The sequence below is a fragment of the Albidovulum sp. genome (genome assembly GCF_008933605.1).
GTDB lineage: Bacteria > Pseudomonadota > Alphaproteobacteria > Rhodobacterales > Rhodobacteraceae > Albidovulum.
The window spans coordinates 1-18,944 of sequence record NZ_WBUS01000063.1; the positions used below are offsets into that span (position 1 = coordinate 1).

General features: G+C 69.3%; 17 protein-coding genes and 1 tRNA gene. 4 read left to right on the top strand and 14 right to left on the bottom strand.

The window, feature by feature from the left end; genetic code table 11:
* Together recJ and F9K34_RS10080 are read left to right on the top strand one after the other, a co-directional pair.
* Window positions 1-1,595, top strand: a 1,595-nt coding sequence (recJ, locus tag F9K34_RS10075) for a single-stranded-DNA-specific exonuclease RecJ (protein WP_291336834.1), incomplete at its 5' end; no start/stop codon positions are given.
* 79 nt (window positions 1,596-1,674) lie between these two features.
* A tRNA-Glu gene (locus tag F9K34_RS10080) sits at window positions 1,675-1,749 on the top strand.
* Between the two features lie 41 nt (window positions 1,750-1,790).
* Here the strand turns inward: F9K34_RS10080 and F9K34_RS10085 are convergent.
* The 8 genes from F9K34_RS10085 to F9K34_RS10120 are packed head-to-tail and all read right to left on the bottom strand — an operon-like array spanning window position 1,791 to window position 10,892.
* On the bottom strand, window positions 1,791-2,696 hold the full coding sequence (locus tag F9K34_RS10085; RefSeq protein WP_291336835.1) for an FAD:protein FMN transferase: 906 nt from the start codon (window positions 2,694-2,696) through the stop codon (window positions 1,791-1,793).
* Between the two features lies 1 nt (window position 2,697).
* The gene (locus F9K34_RS10090; protein WP_291336836.1) at window positions 2,698-3,255 is read right to left on the bottom strand and encodes a nitrous oxide reductase accessory protein NosL; all 558 of its coding nucleotides are present in this window, start codon (window positions 3,253-3,255) and stop codon (window positions 2,698-2,700) included.
* Window positions 3,252-4,073 carry an ABC transporter permease gene (locus F9K34_RS10095; RefSeq protein ID WP_291336837.1) on the bottom strand — a complete coding sequence of 274 codons (822 nt, stop codon included), beginning with the start codon at window positions 4,071-4,073 and terminating at the stop codon, window positions 3,252-3,254. The genes F9K34_RS10090 and F9K34_RS10095 overlap by 4 nt, the downstream gene beginning before the upstream one ends.
* Window positions 4,070-4,966, bottom strand: coding sequence for an ABC transporter ATP-binding protein (locus F9K34_RS10100; protein ID WP_291336838.1), 897 nt, complete (start codon window positions 4,964-4,966; stop codon window positions 4,070-4,072). The genes F9K34_RS10095 and F9K34_RS10100 overlap by 4 nt, the downstream gene beginning before the upstream one ends.
* Window positions 4,932-6,260: a nitrous oxide reductase family maturation protein NosD gene (locus F9K34_RS10105; protein WP_291336839.1), complete on the bottom strand. Its 1,329-nt coding sequence runs from the start codon at window positions 6,258-6,260 to the stop codon at window positions 4,932-4,934. Before F9K34_RS10105 ends, F9K34_RS10100 begins: the two co-directional genes overlap by 35 nt.
* Before the next feature lie 2 nt (window positions 6,261-6,262).
* Entirely contained in the window at window positions 6,263-8,203 is a 1,941-nt protein-coding gene (gene nosZ, locus F9K34_RS10110) for a TAT-dependent nitrous-oxide reductase (protein WP_291336840.1), read from the bottom strand.
* An 11-nt stretch (window positions 8,204-8,214) separates the two neighbouring features.
* The gene (locus F9K34_RS10115) at window positions 8,215-10,401 is read right to left on the bottom strand and encodes a NosR/NirI family protein (protein ID WP_291336841.1); all 2,187 of its coding nucleotides are present in this window, start codon (window positions 10,399-10,401) and stop codon (window positions 8,215-8,217) included.
* On the bottom strand, window positions 10,398-10,892 hold the full coding sequence (locus tag F9K34_RS10120) for a DUF2946 family protein (RefSeq protein WP_291336842.1): 495 nt from the start codon (window positions 10,890-10,892) through the stop codon (window positions 10,398-10,400). The genes F9K34_RS10115 and F9K34_RS10120 overlap by 4 nt, the downstream gene beginning before the upstream one ends.
* Before the next feature lie 188 nt (window positions 10,893-11,080).
* Between F9K34_RS10120 and F9K34_RS10125 the strand changes: the two genes are divergently transcribed.
* Complete coding sequence (locus F9K34_RS10125) at window positions 11,081-12,340, top strand: AGE family epimerase/isomerase (RefSeq protein WP_291336843.1); 1,260 nt, start codon at window positions 11,081-11,083, stop codon at window positions 12,338-12,340.
* Window positions 12,341-12,348: 8 nt separating this feature from the next.
* Here the strand turns inward: F9K34_RS10125 and F9K34_RS10130 are convergent, their stop codons facing one another.
* The 5 genes from F9K34_RS10130 to F9K34_RS10150 all read right to left on the bottom strand — a co-directional run bounded on the left by F9K34_RS10130 (window position 12,349) and on the right by F9K34_RS10150 (window position 16,810).
* Window positions 12,349-13,395, bottom strand: coding sequence for a GGDEF domain-containing protein (locus F9K34_RS10130; protein WP_291336844.1), 1,047 nt, complete (start codon window positions 13,393-13,395; stop codon window positions 12,349-12,351).
* Entirely contained in the window at window positions 13,395-13,976 is a 582-nt protein-coding gene (locus tag F9K34_RS10135; protein ID WP_291336845.1) for a heme NO-binding domain-containing protein, read from the bottom strand. The genes F9K34_RS10130 and F9K34_RS10135 overlap by 1 nt, the downstream gene beginning before the upstream one ends.
* Before the next feature lie 66 nt (window positions 13,977-14,042).
* Window positions 14,043-15,596: a trimethylamine methyltransferase family protein gene (locus tag F9K34_RS10140; protein WP_291336846.1), complete on the bottom strand. Its 1,554-nt coding sequence runs from the start codon at window positions 15,594-15,596 to the stop codon at window positions 14,043-14,045.
* A gap of 106 nt (window positions 15,597-15,702) precedes the next feature.
* Window positions 15,703-16,419 (bottom strand): HAD family hydrolase, encoded by a 717-nt coding sequence (locus F9K34_RS10145; RefSeq protein WP_291336847.1) that lies wholly within the window; start codon window positions 16,417-16,419, stop codon window positions 15,703-15,705.
* A gap of 94 nt (window positions 16,420-16,513) precedes the next feature.
* Entirely contained in the window at window positions 16,514-16,810 is a 297-nt protein-coding gene (locus tag F9K34_RS10150) for a DUF3572 domain-containing protein (RefSeq protein WP_291336848.1), read from the bottom strand.
* 88 nt (window positions 16,811-16,898) lie between these two features.
* On the opposite strand from F9K34_RS10150, the gene F9K34_RS10155 reads away from it, so the two are divergent.
* Window positions 16,899-18,272 (top strand): diguanylate cyclase, encoded by a 1,374-nt coding sequence (locus tag F9K34_RS10155; protein ID WP_291336849.1) that lies wholly within the window; start codon window positions 16,899-16,901, stop codon window positions 18,270-18,272.
* A gap of 34 nt (window positions 18,273-18,306) precedes the next feature.
* Here F9K34_RS10155 and F9K34_RS10160 read toward each other — a convergent pair whose 3' ends face one another.
* Window positions 18,307-18,795: a periplasmic heavy metal sensor gene (locus F9K34_RS10160; RefSeq protein ID WP_291336850.1), complete on the bottom strand. Its 489-nt coding sequence runs from the start codon at window positions 18,793-18,795 to the stop codon at window positions 18,307-18,309.
* Between the last annotated feature and the right edge of the window lie 149 nt (window positions 18,796-18,944).

Here is an 18,944-nt window from a genome sequence, read left to right on the forward strand (position 1 = left end):
CGCCGGAGGAGGCGGCGCGGTTCCTTGACCCGCAGCTCCGCGATCTTCTGCCCGACCCGCGCTCGCTGAAGGACATGGGGTTGGCCGCGACGCGCTTCGTGAAGGCGCTGAAGGGGCGCGAGCGCATCGCGATCTTCGCCGACTACGACGTGGACGGCGGCGCCTCGGCCGCGCTTCTGGTCTGGTGGCTGAGGCACTTCGGACGCGAAGCGACACTCTACATCCCCGACCGGATCGACGAGGGTTATGGGCCGAACGAGCCCGCGATGGCCGCGCTCGCGGCCCGCCACGACCTCATCATCTGCGTCGACTGCGGCACGCTGAGCCACGGGCCGCTCGCCGCCGCCAGGGGCGCCGACGTGGTCATCCTCGACCACCACCTCGGGGCCGAGACGCTGCCCCCTGCCCTCGCCGTGGTCAATCCCAACCGGCAGGATGAAAGCGGCGATCTCGGTCATCTCTGCGCCGCCTCCGTCGTCTTCCTGATGCTGGTGGAGGCGAACCGGCTCCTGCGCGAGGAGGCGCTGGCGGGGCCCGACCTCATGGCGCTTCTCGACCTCGTGGCGCTGGCCACCGTCGCCGACGTCGCGCCGCTCAGGGGCGTCAATCGCGCGCTCGTGCGGCAGGGGCTGAAGGTGATGGCACGGCGGGAACGCGTCGGGCTCACGGCGCTGGCCGACATCGCGCGGATGGACCGGGCGCCGACGGCGTATCACCTCGGCTTCCTGCTCGGTCCGCGCGTGAACGCCGGCGGTCGGATCGGCGCGGCCGACCTCGGCGCCCGGCTCCTCGCCACGGCCGACGCGTTCGAGGCGGAGGCGCTCGCCCGCAGGCTCGACGCGCTCAATACCGAGCGGCGGGAGATCGAGGCGCGGGTGCGCGAGGAGGCGCTTGCCCAGGCCGAGGCGCGCGGACTCGACGCGCCGCTGGTCTGGGCGGCGGGCGAAGGCTGGCACCCCGGCGTCGTCGGCATCGTCGCCGCGCGGCTGAAGGAGGCGACGAACCGGCCCGCCGTCGTCATCGGGCTCGAGGGCGGCGAGGGCAAGGGCTCGGGCCGTTCGGTCGAGGGGATCGACCTTGGCGCCGCGGTCCAGCGGATTGCCGGCGAGGGGCTGCTGCTGAAGGGCGGCGGGCACCGGATGGCGGCCGGTCTGACGGTGGCGCGCGACCGGCTGGAGGCGGCCATGGCACGGCTTTCGGACCTCCTCGGCCGGCAGGGGGCCGGGTCGCCCGGCCCGCGCGACCTGCGCCTCGACGGGCTCATGATGCCGGGGGCGGTGACACCCGCGCTGATCGAGGAGATCGATCGCGCCGGTCCCTTCGGCCAGGGCGCCCCCGCGCCCCGCTTCGCCTTCGCCGCCATGGGCCTGACCCATGCCCGGCGGATCGGCGAAAGCCACCTCAGGATCGGCTTTTCCGACGGGATCGCCGCGCCCGTGGAGGCCGTGGCCTTCGGCGCCTTCGACGGCCCCATCGGACCTCTCCTCGAACGGCATGGCGGCCTGCGGTTCCACCTCGCCGGCCGGCTGGAACTCAATCACTGGCAGGGCCGGGCGAGGCCGCAACTGAGGCTCGAGGATGCCGCGCGCGCCTGACCGGAAGGCGGCGAAAAAGCCGAAAAATCCTCTTGCGAGTCATCGGCCGCTGGCCTAAACACCGCCCCACGCCAATCGCGGCCCGTTCGTCTATCGGTTAGGACACCAGGTTTTCAACCTGGGAAGAGGGGTTCGACTCCCCTACGGGCTGCCACCTTTCCCCACAGACAGGTCACCGAAGGCCCCGCTCCCCGGTTACGCCGCGACGGCTGCCGCCAGCCGGGCGCCGGGGAACCCGTCGCAGAGACGCTCCACGGCGTTCCGCGTTTTCAGGAGGCAGGCCGCCGTGGAAAGGGCGTCGGCCACCGCGGCCGTCGGGGCCGTCACGCTGACCGACCGCCAGAGCGGGAGGGCCGGACGGCCGCCGAGCGGGTCGAGGATGTGGCTCGTCCGGCCGTCGCCGCCGAAGGTCATGCCGAGGGGCGCGGAGGTCGCCAGGGCGCGGCGGCGCAGACCGACCTCTCTGCCGTCCGGCAGGCGCACCGGCCAGCCCGCTTGCGCGGGGCCGTCCAGCGCGGCCATCTCGCCGGTATCGATCAGCGCCTCTGCCAGGCCGCGGGCGGCAAGGAACGCGGCCACGCGGTCGGCGATGTACCCCTGCGCGATGCCATTGAGCGTGAGCGTCGATCCCGGCCCGAGGTCGATCCTCTCGGGCGCGAGGCGGACACGGTTCCAGCCCGTGCGCGACAGCGCCGCCGCGCGCTCCGCACCGGTCAGCGGCGCCCCCCGTTCGCACGCCATGGCCTCGGCCCGCCAGAGCGCCTGCACCGTCGGATCGAAGCGCCCGCCGCTCGCGTCATGGACCGCGCCGGCAAGGGTCAGGCACTCCAGAAGCTCGAAAGGCGGCGTGTGAAGAACGCCATCGGCATTCAGCCGGACGAGGTCCGAGTCCGGAAGATAGAGGCTGAAGATGCGTTCAAGGCGGCGGACCTCCGCCATGGCGGCGGCGGCCAGCGCCGGCGCGTCGGGATGCGACAGCCGCAGGGTGACGCGGGCGCCAAGCGCATTGCCGGTCTCGACATGGACCGGGACGGCGCGTGCCGCGCCCGGCAGGAGCGAGGCGGCGGCGGCAATCGACAGGAAGCGGCGACGGTTCAGCATGTCATCCCCCGGCACGTTCGGACAACGCCTTCAAGCGGCGATCAAATTCGGAATCCTCGGCGACCGTCTCGGCCTCGGGCGCAATCACGGCAGAGTCGGGGATGGCGTCAAGACCCACGACCGTGCCGCCGTTCGCCCGCGCGAACTCGGCCGCGTCCTCCGCCCGCGCGAAGGGCACGAGTTCCGGCGCGCCCATCCCGCCCGCCAGCCTTGAACCGACGACGAAATGCGCGGTCTTCGCGTCGATCCAGTTCGCGGCACCGGGCTCTGCCCAGGTCGCCCCGGCGGCGCCCATGTCGTTGACCCAGATCGCGAGGATCGGATGGCTCTGTTCGGGAAGACGGGCGTAGGTCACGGCGTCGCGCACCTGGCTGAAGAAGAGCGGCGTGCCGGGAAGCCCCTCCAGGTGCACCTGGGCCTTCGGGCCCTCGTGCTCCAGAAGGTTCATCTGGCAGAAATGCCCCACCGCATCCGCCGTCAGGGCGACCGGATCGGTCGCCTGCACGGCATCCTCGCGGCAGGCGGACAGGACAAGGGCGTAAAGGAGCGCGCGTTTCATGGGCTGACCCTCCGGAAGGCGAGAACGGCGAGCGACATTGCGGCGACGGGCCAGAGCAGGACGGGAAGGACCGACTGCCAGACGGGGATGACCGAGGCCGCCCCGCCCACGCCGGCCGACACCCCGCTCGCCCCCGAGGCCGCGAGGTTGAACAGGCGGAACGCATCGGCGGGGTTGACCAGAAGTGCCACCGGAAAGGCCTCGGTGGTGAACCAGCCGCCATTGTCGGCCACGACGGCCGCCAGAAGCGCAAGGTCGTAGAGCACCACGAGGCCGAGCCAGAGACCGACCGCCATGCCCGCCGCGCCCGAGGGCCGCCGCGCCAGCGCGGAGACTGCGTAGCCTGCCCCGAGGAAGGTCGCGCCCAGCGCCACCGAGGACCAGCCGAGCCGCCAGAGCGCCGGCAGCCCCGCCACCGACCGGTCGTCGAAGGCAAAGGTCACGGCGGCCGCCAGCCCGTAGCCCGCCGCAACTGCCAGGGCGAGGATCGCGACATGCGCGAGGCACTTGCCCAGGAGCACCTCGGCACGCGATACCGGATAGGTCAGGAGCAGCGGCAGCGTCCCCCGCTCCACTTCGCCCGCGACGGCGTCGAAGCTCATCAGGAGCGCGAGGAGCGGCACCAGATAGACGGCGAGCGAGGTGAGCGAGGCCACCGTGACCGAAAGCCGGTCCGCCCCGAGCCCCCCCGAAGGCGCGGAGCCCGCCAATGACAGGACGAGCGAGAAGACCGCCATCAGCACGAGGGCGATGGCCACCCAGCGGTTGCGCAGGGCAATGCGGAATTCGCTGTCGGCGGTGGCAAGAATGCGTGTCATTGGCCGTGCCTCCCGCTGAAGTGGCTGTAGATGTCCTCAAGGCTCGGCGGAAGGACCTCCAGGTCGGCGACCTTGGTCCCAAGTCCGGCGATACGGCCGAAAACCGCGAGCTTGTCCGATTGGGAGCAGGTCAGGTGCAGAAGGCCCCCGGCCTCGATCGCACCCGGGAGGTTGGCCGCAATTTCGGAGGCGTAGCCGTTCCGCGGCGTGACATTCAGGGCCACCGGCAGATCGGCGCTGCGACGGAGCTCGGTGAGGCTGCCTTCGGCCACCATCCGGCCCTCCGAGAGGATCAGGATGCGGTCCGTCCGCGCCTCGACCTCGGTCAGGGCGTGACTGCTGAGGAGGATCGAGGCGCCGTCGGCCGCGAGGGCATCGAGGAGCGCGTAGAAATCGCGCCGCGACACGGGGTCGAGTCCGCTCGTCGGTTCGTCGAGTACCAGAAGGCGCGGACGTCCGATCAGCGCCTGGGCGAGGCCGACCCGCTGGCGCATTCCCTTCGAATAGGTGCCGATCCGGCGCTTGGCCGCAGCATGAAGGCCCACGCGCTCCAGAAGCGCGAGCGCCCCGCGCGGGTCCTCGCCGCGGAGCCTGAGATAGAGGCGAAGCTGCTCCTCCCCGGTGAGCGCCGGATGGAACGCGGCATTCTCGGGCAGGTAGGCGACGCGGCGCCGGGCCTCGGCCGAACCGGGCGCCGCGCCGCAGACCTCCACCCGCCCATCGCTCGCCGGGATGAGTCCGAGGATGATCTTCATCATGGTGGACTTGCCCGCGCCGTTGTGGCCGAGCAGCGCCACCCGTTCGCCGGCGGCGACGGAGAAGCTCACACCGGTGAGGGCGGCGACACCCTCGAACCGCTTAGTGAGTCCCGAGATCGTCAAGGTCGAGGTCATCGGTCGTGCCTTTCTCCCAGCGCCCCGCCACGGCGGCTTCGGCCTCGGCGGTGGCGGCGGGAACGGAAATCGTAAGGGGTTGCATCAGCGGATGGCTGTCGGTCACGCCCCCGGGCAGCATCGCAGGGAAGGAGGATTGCGACCAGCGGACCAGTTGCACCGCGGGCGAACCCGTGAGCAGGCGCGCCGCCGGCTGCGACCACAGGATGTGGTCCATCAGATCGTTGGGACGGAATACGCCATCGGCGATGCCGTCCCCGTTCAGGTCGTAGGAGGCGTGGTCGGACCAGTAGTTGCCCTTCCCCTCGAAGCTCCATTCGACCTGGCGGGTTCCGACATACTTCACCTGCTCGCGGTTGCCGAGGAAGGTATTTCCGGTCAGCACGTTGCGCTCGGAGCCGGCGGTGAAGTGGATGCCGATCTCGCAGCCCTCGAAGCGGTTGTCGAAGATGAGGTTCTTGTGGGCATTGTAGATGAAGAGGCATTTCTTCGCCCCGCCGCGGACGAGGTTCCCCGACACGTCGGCGTCGTTGGCGTAATTCAGCATCAGCCCGTGCTCGCGGTCAACGAGACTTAGGTTGTCCTTCACCACCACGCGGTCCGAGAACATGATGGCGAAGCCGAGGTGATTGCCGATCGAGATGTTGCCCGAGACCTCGCTGTCGTGGGTATACATGTAATGGACGGCGAACCGCAGGTCGCGGAAGGTGTTGTTGCGGTAGGTTCCCTTGCGCGAGGCGTTGGAGAATATCCCGTCGCGGCCCCAGCGGATCGTGTTGCCCTCGACGACAGTTCCGGGACTGTTCCAGACATAGACACCGTTGCCGCGCTCGTTCATACGCGGGTTCTGCCGGCCCTCAATCACGTTGCCGGTGACCTGCGCGTCGCGTCCGCCATGGACATCGACGCCGTGCATGTTGTCGGTGAGGTAGAGCCCCGTCACCCGCGCCCGGTCGGCCCCCTTGAGAATCTTGACCCCGGCGTCGAGATCCTCGTTCGCCTTGCCCGATCCGGTGACGGTGAAACCCTCCAGCACCACGTCCGGCGCCGCGATGGTGATCACGGTACCCTGCCCCGTGCCGTCCACCACGGCGCCGCGTGGGCCGCGCAGGGTGATTGGCCGGTCGATGATGACGGGGCCCGGGTAGGCCCCGTCGGTCAGCAGCAGCACATCGCCGGGGGCAGCCGCGGCGATGGCTTCGGCGAGCGCGCCCGGACCGGCGGCGACCTCGACCTCCGCCGCCCAAAGGGGCAGCGCGAGGCCGGCCAGCGCAATGGTCAGGGCGCGCCGCATGATCAGGCGTCCCTCGGCTCGACGAACATCCGGCCGCGCATCTCCATGTGGAGTGCGTGGCAGAACCACTGGCAGTAGTACCAGTAGACGCCCGGCTGCGCGGCGGTGAAGGTGACCGAGGAGGTCGCCTGCGGCCCGATTTCCATGGCGACGCCATGGTTGCCGACGGTGAAGCCGTGGGTCAGGTCGTCGATGTCATCGAGGTTGGTGATGATGACGGTCACCTCGTCGCCTTCCTTGACCGTGAACTCCTCGAGCGAGAAGCTCGGCGCCTGGCTGGACATGTAGATCCTGACCTTGTCACCGTCGCGGATCACCGTGTCCTGGTAGTCGTCGAGGTTGACGCCGTCCGCCTCGGCCTGCTTGCGGGTCTCGGCCCACATCGGGTCCTGGCGGTCCCAGACCGACCTGATGTTGGACATCTTCGAGGCGTGCACCGCGATGGCATCATGCGGCTCGGCGAAGTTCGGGCCGTCATGCACCAGCACGGCCTTGTCGCCCGAGATGTCGAACAGCTGGTCGTTCTCGGGCTTCAGCGGGCCCACGTTCAGGTAGCGGTCCTTCGAGAACTTGCAGAGCACCGTCAGCCACTTGCCGTCGGCCTCGAGCGTCTCGCCATGCGAGGTCTTGAGGTGGCCCGGCTGGTAGTGGACGTCGAACTTCTCGATGATCGGATCGACCTGTTCGCCGTTGAAGGCCGCAATGGCCTTGTCGATGTTCCACTTCACGACCTGGCTGTCGAGGAAGAGCGAGGTGTAGACGTTGCCCTGCCCGTCGAAGGCGTTGTGCAGGGGCCCGAGGCCCAGTTCCGGCTCGGCCACGACCGCCGAGCGCGGTTCGGCGTTGTCGGTGAAGAGCGCGTCGAGCTTGGTCACGTCGATCACCGTCACCGTGGGGCTCAGCTTGCCGCCGATGCAGAGGTGCTTCTTGTCCGGCGCCATGTTGCAGCCATGCGGGTTGTTGGCGATCGGGATGTAGCGGGTGAACTGGGAGTTGGCTTCCTTGCGCCCGTCGAGCACCTTCGCGCCGTTCAGCTCCTGGAACTGGCCGGCGGCGACGGCCTTCTCGATCTCGGCGATGTTGAAGACGACGACATGGTCCATCTCGCTCGCGGTCATGTCGGCGAGGTTCATCCCCATCTCGGAGTTGTAGGAGGTGGAGAAGGCCCATTTGCCCTCGTAGTCGGCATCGCAGTTGTCGAGGTTGCCCGACACGATGACCTGCCAGGCGACCTCGAACTTGTCGGTGTCCACGGCCGAGAAGATGTTCACGTAGGTGGACACGTCGGCCATGGTCTTGCCGTCGTTGACCAGCGGCGCCTCGTCCTCGCCGTTGCAGAAGATGTAGTTCGACCGCGGCCACTTCTGCGGCCTCATCCCGTGGATCGCCTTTGCGTTCGGGACCTCGAGGATGGCGTCGCACTTCATCACGTCGCAGCGCACCCGGGCCACGCGGGTATTGGCCTTGTCGTTCATGAAGAGGTACTGCCCGTCGTACTTGCCCTCGGTATAGGACATGTGGACGTGGTGCAGGTCGCCATTGTCATGGATCTTCTTGCCGTTGGCGGCAAGGTAGTTCTTGGTCTTCTCGCTCATCGTCCGCTGGTGGATGCGGAGGGACTCGTTGGTCTGTCCCCAGCCGGTGGCCGAGCAGCGGTTGAACACCGGCACCCGCATCAGTTCGCGCATAGACGGCACGCCGAGGATGCGCAGTTCGCCGGTCTGCCCCGAGGACCAGAAGCCGTAATACTCGTCGAGTTGGCCGGGTGCGACGGAAGCCTCGCCGGCCGCGCTCGCGGGGCTGGTTCCGGCGAGGGTGGCGGCGCCGATGGCGCCTCCGGTCAGGGCCGCACGCCCGCCGAGCACGCCGGCAAGCGCCGCGCCTCCGGCCGTGGCGCCGAGAATGCCGCGGCGCGTGATCTTGGTGGAGATTCCCTCAGACATGATCTGTCCTTTCATTCAGCGGGATGGGACTTGGGTGAGTTCGGATGGCCGGTCAGGTCGCGCGGTACCGCCGTGCCCACGGCGTCGCGGCGCTTCATCTTCTTGATGACGACCGGGCAGATCGTCTTCGACTGGTAAAGAACCTGACAGTGCAGGCAGTCCACGCATTCGTTCGGGTTGATCTCTCCCGTTGGGTGGATCGCCTGAACGGGGCATTGGTTGGCGCAGGTCTGGCACGGATGGCCGCATTCACGGTAGCGCTTGAGCCAATCGAACATGCGCAGCCGCGCCGGGATCGCCAGCGCCGCGCCGAGGGGGCAGAGATAGCGGCAGTAGAACCGCTCCACGAAAAGCCCCGCCGCCAGGAGGGCCAGCGCATAGGCGACGTAAGGCCAGGTCCGCACGAATTTCAGCACGATCGCGGTCTTGAAGGGTTCCACCTCGGCCAGGTGCTCGGCCTGTTCGATGGACATGAGCGAGACGCCGAAGAGCCCGAGGAAGAGGATGTACTTTATCGGCCAGAGCCGCTCGTGCAGGCCCCAGGGCAGCGTCCATTGCGGCACGTGGAACGCACGGGCGATGCGGTTGGTGATCTCCTGCAGTGCCCCGAAGGGGCAGAGCCAGCCGCAGTAGGCCCCCCGCCCCCAGAAGAGGAGCGCGGCGGCAACGGCGAACCAGAGGATGAAGGTCAGCGGATCCAGAAGGAACGCCTGCCAGGAGAAGCCCGAGACGAGCGCGCCGAAGAGCGCCATCAGGTTCACCACCGAGAGCTGGGCATTCGAGTACCAGCCGAGGAAGACGAGCGTCACCGTCAGAAAGCCCATCCGGAACCAGAAGAAGGCGCGCGCGTTCCGCGTGGCGAGGGTCTGGAAGAAGAACACCAGCGTCAGCACCGCCAGCATCGCCGCCGTCGCCGCAATGGCGGGCTGCTTGTCCAGCCAGATGCGCTTCCAGAGCGCCTGATGCGCCGCCGCCTCGTCCCGTGCGGCGACCTCGGCGACGGCAGCTTCCGTCTCGGCCGGAGCCCGGGCGACCGCGCGCAGGTATTTCGGCGGCAGTTGGTAGCCAAGGTCGAAGGTGGTGAAGACCTTCTCGATCGCCCCCACCTCGCGCTGGACCAGAAGCTGGATGCGGAAGGGTTTCGCCGGATCGAAACCGGTGTCTGCCGGGATCTTGAAGAGGTCGGCCTCGGCGAATGCAGGCGCCCCCTCGGCGGCGACCGCGACGATGCGCTTGTGCATACGGTCGCGGAATCGCACCGAAATGTCGTCCTGGATCAGCACGATCCGGTCGAAGATGCCGCCCCGCACATAGCCTGAGCCCTTGAAGCTATAGAGGCCGCGGCCCACCACGGCGATGGCGTGGTCCCCGGGCGCAAGCCACGACGCGACGTTCTTCGCCTCCGCCTCGCCCAGAAGCGCCTTGGCGATCGCGCGGTGGGAGACGAGCGCGGCCTGCATCTCGATGAAGGTCGTCTCGGCGGGCTCGGTGAGGGCACGGGCGTCCGAGCGCGGGTCGCCGAGCGCGGCAAAGGCGGCGTTGACCTGGCCGACGTCGAGGGAGAGACGCCGCAGCGTGCCGTCGCCCTCCAGCGTCATCCAGTCGGACGCCGCGGTGGCCTCGGGGTTCAGTTCGAATTGCGGCCCCTGACTCGCCGCATCGGGGGTGAGCCCGCCGAGGCCGAGGGCTCGCGCGACCTTCAGCCCGGCCCGGACGATGGAATCGTCGATCACCATGACGGTCACGGTCGCGCCGGAGATGATCTCGAGGTCATGCGCCGTCCCGCCGGACTGCGCCTCGGCCACGAGGTCGAGCCCCGCGTAACCGGCCGCGAGCGCCTGCATCTTCGAATCCGGGATGCCGATCAGGACAATGGGCTCGGAATGCTTCACAAGCTTCACACCGATGACCTTCGCGGCGTCATCGACGGCGACCAACGTATGGATCGGCTTGCCGGAATAGCCCGTGGTCGAGACGAAATCGGACGTCGCGAAGACCCAGCCGATCGTATCCTGCCCCTTCAGGACGGGCGCGACGGGCTGATCCGCGCGGATGGGTCCGTAGCCGTCGGCCCCCGGAACGAGGACATCGGCGGGAACCTCCGCAATGTATTTGGAGAGAACCGTTTCGGCGCGCAGCGGCAGGGCGAGAAAGAGGCCGAGCGCGAGCGACAGGAATACGGCCGGGAGGAACTTCATCGGGCAACCTCGTTTTTCGCCCGACGGTCTTGCGTGACGTCGCGGTACCCGACCGGAGGATGGTCAGGTGCCGCAAGGACGGATGGCACCCTCGCCTCGCCGGCCGCAGCGGCCGGAAGGTGGGTCACATCCGCCGTGCAATCCGGGGGACCCCGCGTCTGCGGGCGTGGCATGTAACGGGCGACGGCGGGCTCCGCCGTCCAGTCGGGAGAAAAGCGCGCAAAGACCGCCGCCGGCTGCGGGACGGCGGCCGGCTTGGCCGGATGGCCGGATCCACAGGCGAGGCAGGCGAGACACTTGCCGCAATCGTGGGGCGACTCGGCCGGTGTACCCTCGGCCGTCATCCGAATCGTCTCCGGCCCGTCCTCGCCACAGATCACGACCTCTGACGTCCCCATGGCCACCCCGGCCGAGGCCGGCGCCGCGATGCCGTAAAGGCAGAGCGCCAATACGTTCAGGATGACCAGAAGGGACCGGATAGCACGTTTCATGGCGTCCCAATGCCGCAGACCCCCCCGGCCGGTCCTTGATCGAGATCAACCCCGTGGCGATCGGTCGCGCCCCGGAACTGGCATCGACGACTCCGCACTCCGACCGGCCTCGATCCGTCCCGCTGAGCTGCTGTGGCCACCCGGGCCGCGGCGCGCTACGGTGACGCCGGAATGTCCCGAGGTGATCCATGGCCCTGTCGCCCCTGTCGTCCGGCGAAGCTCGCGGCGCCTGGCTCGACGATCCGATGCACCGCGCCTTTCTTGCCCGGGAGGCGCTGCGCCAGTTCGCGTTCTTCCGTGCAAGCCCGCGTTCCGGCGGCGGCTTCCACCTGCTCGGTCCCGACGGCAGCCCCCTCGCGGGGACAATCCAGGAACTGCACACCACCACCCGGCTCGTCCACTCCTATGCCCTCGGCAAACTCGCCGGCGTTGCGGGATCGGACGACGTCATCGACCAGGGGATGTCCTGTCTCTGGCGGCAGCACCGCGACAGCGAGGTTGGTGGCTATGTCTGGGCGTTCGACGGCGACCGGGTGCACGACGGCCGCAAGCTCGCCTACGGCCATGTCTTCGTCCTCCTCGCAGCAGCGAGTGCAAGGCTGGCCGCGCATCCCGACGCCGAAAGACTCATCGTCGATGTCGAGACTGTCCTCGACCGGCATTTCTGGGACGACCGGCCCGGGCTCTTCGTCGACGAATGGACGCGCGACTGGTCGGCGCTGTCCAGCTATCGCGGCATGAACGCGAACATGCATGCGGTGGAGGCGCTGCTCGCCGCGTTCGAGGTGACGGGGCGCGGGCGTTGCCTCGACCGTGCCGGCCGGATCCTCGACTTCTTCCTCAGCCGGATCGCCCCGGCCGAGGGATGGCGGGTGCCGGAGCACTACACGGCAGACTGGCGGATCGACCGGGACTACCGCGGCGACCCGATGTTCCGCCCCGCCGGCACCACGCCCGGCCATTCGTTCGAGCTCGCACGCCTGCTGTTGCAATACTGGGACCTGCGGGGACGGCCGTCCGATGGCTCGCCCGCGACCGCGCGGCTCCTCGTCGAGCGCGCCCTTGCCGACGGCTGGGACGAGGAACGCGGAGGCATCCTCTACACGCTCGGGCATGACGGACGGCCGGCGGTCCGGGCGCGCTACTGGTGGCCGGTGACGGAAGCGCTTGGCGCCCTCGCGGCACTGATCAAGCTCGAGAGGAACCCGGCGGACGAGGTCTGGTACCGCCGCCTCTGGCGCTTCGCCGAAGCGCATTTCATCGACGCCGGGCGCGGCGGCTGGTACCCGGAAATCGACGAAGCGGGGCGCCCGGCCGAGACCCTTTTTCGCGGCAAGCCGGATATCTACCATTCCGTGCAGGCAGCACTCTTTCCGCTCGCACCCGGCCTGTCGCGGATGGCGACGGCCCTGCCACGGCTGGACAGGGTCGCCGCAGCGGCGGGCTGAGCGCGGACTCAGTCGCGCCCCGGTTTGCGCTTGTCCGCGGGCAGGCGCGTTCCTGGCCTGAAGAGCGTGCAGCGGCCCCGCCCGAGGCGCTTGGACGCATAGAGCGCCGCGTCGGCATCGCCCAGCATCGCCTCCGCGTCCGGGACCGCATAGTGGGAGGAGACCGTTGCACCGATCGAACCGGAAATACGGCATGGCTTGCCGGCGCAGTCGATCGGCGCCTCCAGCCCCGCGATGATCCGCGCGGCCACGGCGTCAATCTGCCCGGCGTCCACCTGGCCCGGGAGGATCACCACGAACTCGTCGCCCCCCACGCGCGCGACCGTGTCGTGTTTGCGGGTCTCCGCGCGCAGCACTTCGGCGACCCGAAGCAGCACGAGATCCCCCGCCGCGTGGCCGAGCGTGTCGTTGACCCGCTTGAAGAGATCGAGGTCGAGGTGCAGCAGCGCGAAGCCGCGCCGGCCGCGGGCGGCTGCCTCGATCGCGCGGGCGAGCGCCGCGTCGAGCGCGCGGCGGTTCGCCAGTCCGGTCAGCGCGTCGGTCATCGCCTGGGTTTCGGCGGCGCTTCGCGCGGCCCGGAGGCGTCGATTGAGCGCGGCGAGTTCGTCCATGACGACGGCCTTGGCCTCGGTCAGGTAGAGAAGCTCGACGGTCAGGTCGGTCGGGGCAAAATCGGCGCTGGTAAGCCGATGCTCGCGCACCGCCTCGGCGACGGCGATACCGAAGGAGAGGTTGACGAGGATCCCCCGATCCTCCCGGAGTGCGACGAGATGGCCGCGAAACGCAGTGCGCGCGCCCTGGCGCAACCGCAGTTGCAGCCTCTGGCCGGCGAGCCGTCGGACCTCCTCCATCGTTGCCGCGGATCGGGGGCGGGTCAGTTCGAACCGGTCGAGGAATCGCGCGCCCTCGATCGGATCCGGTCCGCAGACCCTGGCGAGGGTCGGACCCGCCGCCCTGATCTGCCCGTCCGGGACCACCCACAGCGACAGGGGCATCAGCCGGCCGAGATCCGCGGCGGCAAGAACGACCGGGTCATCGGGCCGGGCGCCGTCCATCACCGCGCCTCCGGCAGCGCGAGCGCGAAGTCGCGCCCGGCCGCGAAGGACGAGTCGAGGAGTTCGATCGCCACGGTCTCGAGCTCACCTGCGGCCTCTCCCGGTTCGATCAGCGCGAGCGCGCCGTAGTCGTCCGCCATGGCCCGCAGGATGCCGGCAAAGACGAAACCGAAACCCGGCTGGGGGCCGACGCAGCACAGCCGATAGCGCGAGGGTCCGGTGGCGTCGAGTGCGAGTGCGGGAAGCTCGAGGTCGGAGACGGCAAGGTGCACCCGGTCGGGCAGTTCGTCGAGCGAATGCAGGAAGTCCTCGTAGCTCTCGCCACCGAAGCGGAGCAGGCGGCGAAGCGGCTCGACGCCGACAAGATAGATCCCCACATCCTCCAGCAAGACTTCGCGCGGCTTGTCGAGACGGCGGGCGGCGGCGAAGAGAACGGCATCTGTGACGGCGGCGTCATAGAGTTCGAGCGCCTCGAACCCCTGCGGATCGAATCCGGCATCGACGGCCACGCCGGCCCATACATCCGGGCCGTAGGTGTCCCGCAGGAAGCACTGGATCGAGCGGTTGACAAGACCGTGCATGGGCCCCCCTTCACGCGAAAACGCTACGCGAAGGGGGGTTAAGAAAAGCCGAACCGCTACAATTGCTCAGAAATCGGTGGGCGCACCGCCTTCTTCCTTGCGACGGGCCACGAAGGCGCGAAGCTCCTCCCGCACGGCGTCGTCCATCGGCGGCGCCTCGAACTCCGCGAGGATCGCCTTGGCGATCCGGTGCGCACGCTCGGCGGTCCAGATCGCACCGTCGATCTGCCAGGCTTCGAAATTGCGCCAGTCGGAGGCGAAGGGCGCGTAGAAGGCGGTGCTGTAGCGGTCCTGCGTGTGCTGGCAGCCGAAGTAATGTCCTTCGGCCCCCACCTCGGCGATGGTCTCCACGGCGATGTCGTCGGGCGTCGTGGCCCAGACCTGGGGCTCCATGTAGCGCTGGAGCATCTGCACCACCTCGCAGTCCATCACGAACTTCTCGGGGCTGGCGATCAGCCCGCCTTCAAGCCATCCCGCCGCGTGATAGACCATGTTGGTGCCCGACTGCATGGCTGCCCAGAGGCTGTTGGAGGTCTCCCACATCGACTGGCCGTCGGGCACGTTCGCGGCGCAGACGCCGGAGGAGCGCAGTGGCAGGCCGTAGAGCCGGGCGAGTTGCCCGGTCATCTGGGTGGCGCGCATGTATTCGGGCGTACCGAAGGCCGGCGCGCCCGACTTCATGTCGACGTTCGAGGTGAAGGTGCCGATCATCGCCGGCGACCCCGGCGCGGCATATTGCAGGAGCGCGATCGCGCTGAGTGCCTCGGCGATGGAAAGAGTCACCGCCCCCGCCATCGTCACCGGGGCCATCGCGCCCGCGAGCGTGAAGGGCGTGACGACGACCAACTGGCCGGCGCGGGCGAGCCTGAGCGCCCCGTCGATCATCGGGAAATCGTGCTTGAGCGGCGACACCGAGTTGATGTTGGTGAACATCCGGGGGCTCGCCCGGAATTCCTCGTGGCTGAGCCCGCCGGCGATCCGCACCATCTCCATCGCGTCCTCGACGCGTTCCTTGCCCAGCGCATAGGCGTGGCAGACCTTGTCGGTCAGCGTCAGCTTTTCGAAAAGGCAGTCGAGATGGCGGATCGAGGGGTGGACGTCGACCGGCTCCACCGGGTAGCCGCCAGCAAAATGGATGCAGTTGAAATACTGCGTCAGCTTGATGAAGTCGCGGAACCCCTCCATGAACCCCGGCACCTTGCCACGGGCGAGGTCCCAGTAGTTCGGCGGCGAGGAGACGTTGCCGAAATAGATCTCGCGGCCCCCGAAGGTCAGCGTCCGGTCCGGGTTGCGCGGCGTGACGGTGAAGCGGCGGGGCGCGCGGCCCACCATCTCCATCACGAAATCCTCGTCCATCCGGACCGTCTCGCCATCCACCCGCACCCCGGCCTGACGGAAGAGCGCCAGCGCCTCCTCGTTCAGGAAGCGGATTCCGATGTCCTTGAGGATGCGCATGGCGCCCTTGTGGATCGCCTGAACGCCGGTGTCGTCCAGCGGCTCCATCGGCCGGTCCGGATTGATCGGGATGCGCCAGGGCATCTGCTCGATCGCGCGCCCGCCGGCACGTTCGGCATGGCCTGCCCTTCCCCCTGCCCGCCTGCGTTTCGGTTCGCTTCCCATCGCCGCCCTCCGTTGCCGGTCGCCCAAGAATGGGGCGCGGTCCGCGCGCTTCGCCGCCTGTTGCGACGGGAATGCGTCGTTTTTGAACCGCCGACGCTGCGCGAGGTCAGGCTGGGGCGGCCTCCCGGGTGGCCAGCCAGCCGGGCAGATGGCCGATGTCGGGCAGCACGACGTCGGCGACGGAGGCCAGTTCCGCGGCGTCCGCGACGCCGGTAAGCACCGCGACGGTCGGCATTCCCGCGGCGCGGCCGGCCAGGAGGTCGTGGCGGCTGTCCCCGATCATCGCGACGCCGGAGGGGTCGAGCCCCATCGCCCGGGCGAAAGCCAGCAGCGGCCCCGGCTGGGGCTTTGCACCATGGCCGCTGTCGAAACCGGCAATGAAATCGAAGTAGCGCTCCACCCCGGCCCAGACGAGATGCGCGCGCGCAGGCTCCTCGCCGTCGTTGGTGACAAGTCCGATCTTCAGCCCCATGGCGCGGAAGCGCTCGAAGAGCGGCGGCAGCGGGACCGCGGGCACAAGCTCCGCCTCGGCTGAAAGCGCGTTCATCCGCGCGACGAGCGCATCCGGCGCCATGCCGGGAAGATGCGGCAGCAAGAGCGCCGCGATCTCAGGCACCGGGTGGGCGATCACGGCGCTGTCGCGGGCGAATGTGCCGGTCGCAACGTCATAGCCGACCGCGCGGCCGAGTACCTCGGGCACCACCCCTGCCTCCTCCGCGAGGTTCACGAGCAGGCGGCGCGACCACGCACCCCAGGTCGCCCGGAAATCGAACAGCGTGCCGTCCTTGTCGAAAAGAAGTCCCCGGATCACCGCCGTTCCCATTCCCGTCCCCGTCGCCGTTTGCCGCACGCCCGGTCCCGGCTACCCGAGCCCCGGCCGCGCGACATTCGCCGCTTTGCCGGTCCGGCGCAATGGGTCAGGTCCAGTGCGTCTCGGCGCCGCCGGGCAGCGCCCGGCGGGCCGCCAGCGGATCGGAATAGGCGTAGCCCGCGGCATCGCAGAAGGCGACGATCCAGGCGTCGTCCATCAGCAGGAAGTCGAGCGTCGACACCAGGAAATCCGGCTCGGCTGCCCGCGCGCGGAGTTCTTCGGCCGAGGTTCCCGTCGCACCGAGGAACACCGACAGCAACTCGTGATTGCCCACGAGCCAGGCCAGCGCGTGCAACGCGAGCGTCTCGGCGAATTCCGCCCCCGCGGGCCCGTTCTTACGCATCCGTTACCTTCGCGGAAAGCATTTCTTAACCATTGCAAACGAAAGATGAGTGCAAGGAACGGTGAAGTAAAGCGAACGGAGGCCCCCCGTGGCCGGCAAGATTCTCATTGTGGACGACGTCGCGACAAACCGCATCGTGCTGAAGGTGAAGCTCGCCGCCGCCTATTACGAGACCGTGCAGGCGGCAAGTGGCGCCGAAGCGCTGGGGCTCGCGCGGTCGCTGCGGCCCGATCTTGTGCTTCTGGACGTGGAATTGCCCGACATGGATGGAATCACCGTCTGCGAGGCTCTGAAGGCCGACCCCGCGACGCGCGACATCCCCGTGGTGATGATCACCGCCTTCCGCGACAGCGCCCGCAAAATGGACGCGCTGAAGGCCGGTGCCGAGGAGGTGTTCTGGAAGCCCATCGACGAGCTCGTGCTGCTCGCAAGGCTCAGAAGCCTGCTCCGGGCGCGTGAAACGGCCGAACAGCTCGGCCTGCGCGACAGCACCTACCGGGAACTCGGTTTCGCGGAGGCCGCGCAGGAATTCGCGGGCCAGGCGCTCGTCGGGCTCGTCGCCGGGCGGGCCGAGACCGCGCTCGCCTGGAAGCGGGAGTTGCAGGGCCACCTCGGCGACCGCATCCTGGTGCTCGACCGGGAAACCGCGCTCGGCACCTTTGCCGGTGGCAAGGTACCGGACGTCTTCGTGGTGGCCGCCGATCTCGGCCGGGCCGGCGAAGGGCTCAGGCTCATGTCGGAACTGCGCTCGCGCGCGGCCACGCGCTATTCCTCGGTCTGCGTCATGCTGCCCGCGCAGGGACGGGAAGTGGCGGCCGTCGCGCTCGACCTCGGCGCGGCCGACCTGATCGAGGAAAACGCCGACCCGGCGGAAATGGCGCTCCGGATCACCACCCAGATCGCGCGCAAGCGGCAGTCCGACCGGCTGCGCGCGTCGGTCGCCGACGGACTGCGCCTCGCCATGATGGACCCGCTCACGGGCCTGCACAACCGCCGCTATGCCTTGCCGCATCTGGCGCGCATCGCCGAACGGGCAGAGGCGACCGGACGTCAGTTCGCGGTCATGGTGCTCGACCTCGACCGCTTCAAGGCGATCAACGACACGCTCGGCCACGCGGCAGGCGACGCGGTGCTTGTCGAGGTGGCGGACCGGCTCAGGTCGAACCTGCGGGCGGTGGACCTCATCGCGCGGATCGGCGGCGAGGAGTTTCTCGTGGCGCTCCCCGACACCACGCTCGATGCGGCGCGGGCGACCGCCGAGCGTCTCCGCCGCGTGGTGGGCGAACGGCCGGTCCGGCTCAAGGACGGCAGCGGCGTCGCGGTGACGACGTCCATCGGGCTCGCCCTCGGCGGACGCGGCGCGCGCGGGCTCGAGGACCTGATCGGCCTCGCGGACACGGCACTTCTCGATGCCAAGGCCGAGGGGCGGAACCAGGTCACCATCGGCCGCTCAGCGGCCTGAGCGGCGGAAGGGCACGCGCTCCGCCCCGGGGAGCTCACCCCCCCTTCCGGTCCCGCGTCAGCATGCGTTCGATACGGTCGGCCAGCGCTGCCCGCGCCTCGGGCGTCATCTGCGCAAGGCGCTCGAGGAAGAGCCGACGGCCGAGTGCGAACCGTTCCTCGGCCCGCGATCCCTGGCGCACCAGCAGGGCCTCTACGGTGGCCGCGTCCCAGGGCTCGGCACGGAGCGCCGCTGCGAGTTGGGCCACGTTCTCGGCGGCCTCGCGACGCCGCGCGCCGGCATCGGGCGCGGCGGCCATGAATGCGTCGCGCAGCGCCCTGCGATCCTCGCGGGTCAGCGCCTCGGTGAAGGGGCCGAAGCCGACGTCGCGCACCTCGCGGTGGTGGCGCAGACCCGCGCCAAGGATGGCCGCGCCCACGAAGAGGTTCACCGCCAGCGACACGACGAGCGCCCAGGTCTTCCAGCGTCCGCCCGGCGCGGACGGCGCGGGGGCCGCGTCCTTCGGCGTTTCCGGCTCCGCCATCGTCAACCCTCCCATCCGGCCAGGAACGGGACCGTGTCGCCTCCCGGCAAGAGATCCGTCGCCCCGGCGACCGCATCCACCCCGACGAGGCGCGCGAGCGCGTCCGCGTCGCCGAGCCCGGCATAGCCGAACCAGAGACCCGCGACAGT

Coding starts and splice junctions, on each gene's coding strand:
- F9K34_RS10120 (WP_291336842.1), bottom strand. CDS start 10,892: ATGAAACGTGCTATCCGGTCCCTTCTGGTCATCCTGAACGTATTGGCG.
- F9K34_RS10115 (WP_291336841.1), bottom strand. CDS start 10,401: ATGAAGTTCCTCCCGGCCGTATTCCTGTCGCTCGCGCTCGGCCTCTTT.
- F9K34_RS10125 (WP_291336843.1), top strand. CDS start 11,081: ATGGCCCTGTCGCCCCTGTCGTCCGGCGAAGCTCGCGGCGCCTGGCTC.
- F9K34_RS10100 (WP_291336838.1), bottom strand. CDS start 4,966: ATGACCTCGACCTTGACGATCTCGGGACTCACTAAGCGGTTCGAGGGT.
- F9K34_RS10160 (WP_291336850.1), bottom strand. CDS start 18,795: ATGGCGGAGCCGGAAACGCCGAAGGACGCGGCCCCCGCGCCGTCCGCG.
- F9K34_RS10130 (WP_291336844.1), bottom strand. CDS start 13,395: ATGGACGGCGCCCGGCCCGATGACCCGGTCGTTCTTGCCGCCGCGGAT.
- F9K34_RS10150 (WP_291336848.1), bottom strand. CDS start 16,810: ATGCGTAAGAACGGGCCCGCGGGGGCGGAATTCGCCGAGACGCTCGCG.
- F9K34_RS10105 (WP_291336839.1), bottom strand. CDS start 6,260: ATGCGGCGCGCCCTGACCATTGCGCTGGCCGGCCTCGCGCTGCCCCTT.
- F9K34_RS10145 (WP_291336847.1), bottom strand. CDS start 16,419: ATGGGAACGGCGGTGATCCGGGGACTTCTTTTCGACAAGGACGGCACG.
- nosZ (WP_291336840.1), bottom strand. CDS start 8,203: ATGTCTGAGGGAATCTCCACCAAGATCACGCGCCGCGGCATTCTCGGC.
- F9K34_RS10090 (WP_291336836.1), bottom strand. CDS start 3,255: ATGAAACGCGCGCTCCTTTACGCCCTTGTCCTGTCCGCCTGCCGCGAG.
- F9K34_RS10140 (WP_291336846.1), bottom strand. CDS start 15,596: ATGGGAAGCGAACCGAAACGCAGGCGGGCAGGGGGAAGGGCAGGCCAT.
- F9K34_RS10095 (WP_291336837.1), bottom strand. CDS start 4,073: ATGACACGCATTCTTGCCACCGCCGACAGCGAATTCCGCATTGCCCTG.
- F9K34_RS10085 (WP_291336835.1), bottom strand. CDS start 2,696: ATGCTGAACCGTCGCCGCTTCCTGTCGATTGCCGCCGCCGCCTCGCTC.
- F9K34_RS10135 (WP_291336845.1), bottom strand. CDS start 13,976: ATGCACGGTCTTGTCAACCGCTCGATCCAGTGCTTCCTGCGGGACACC.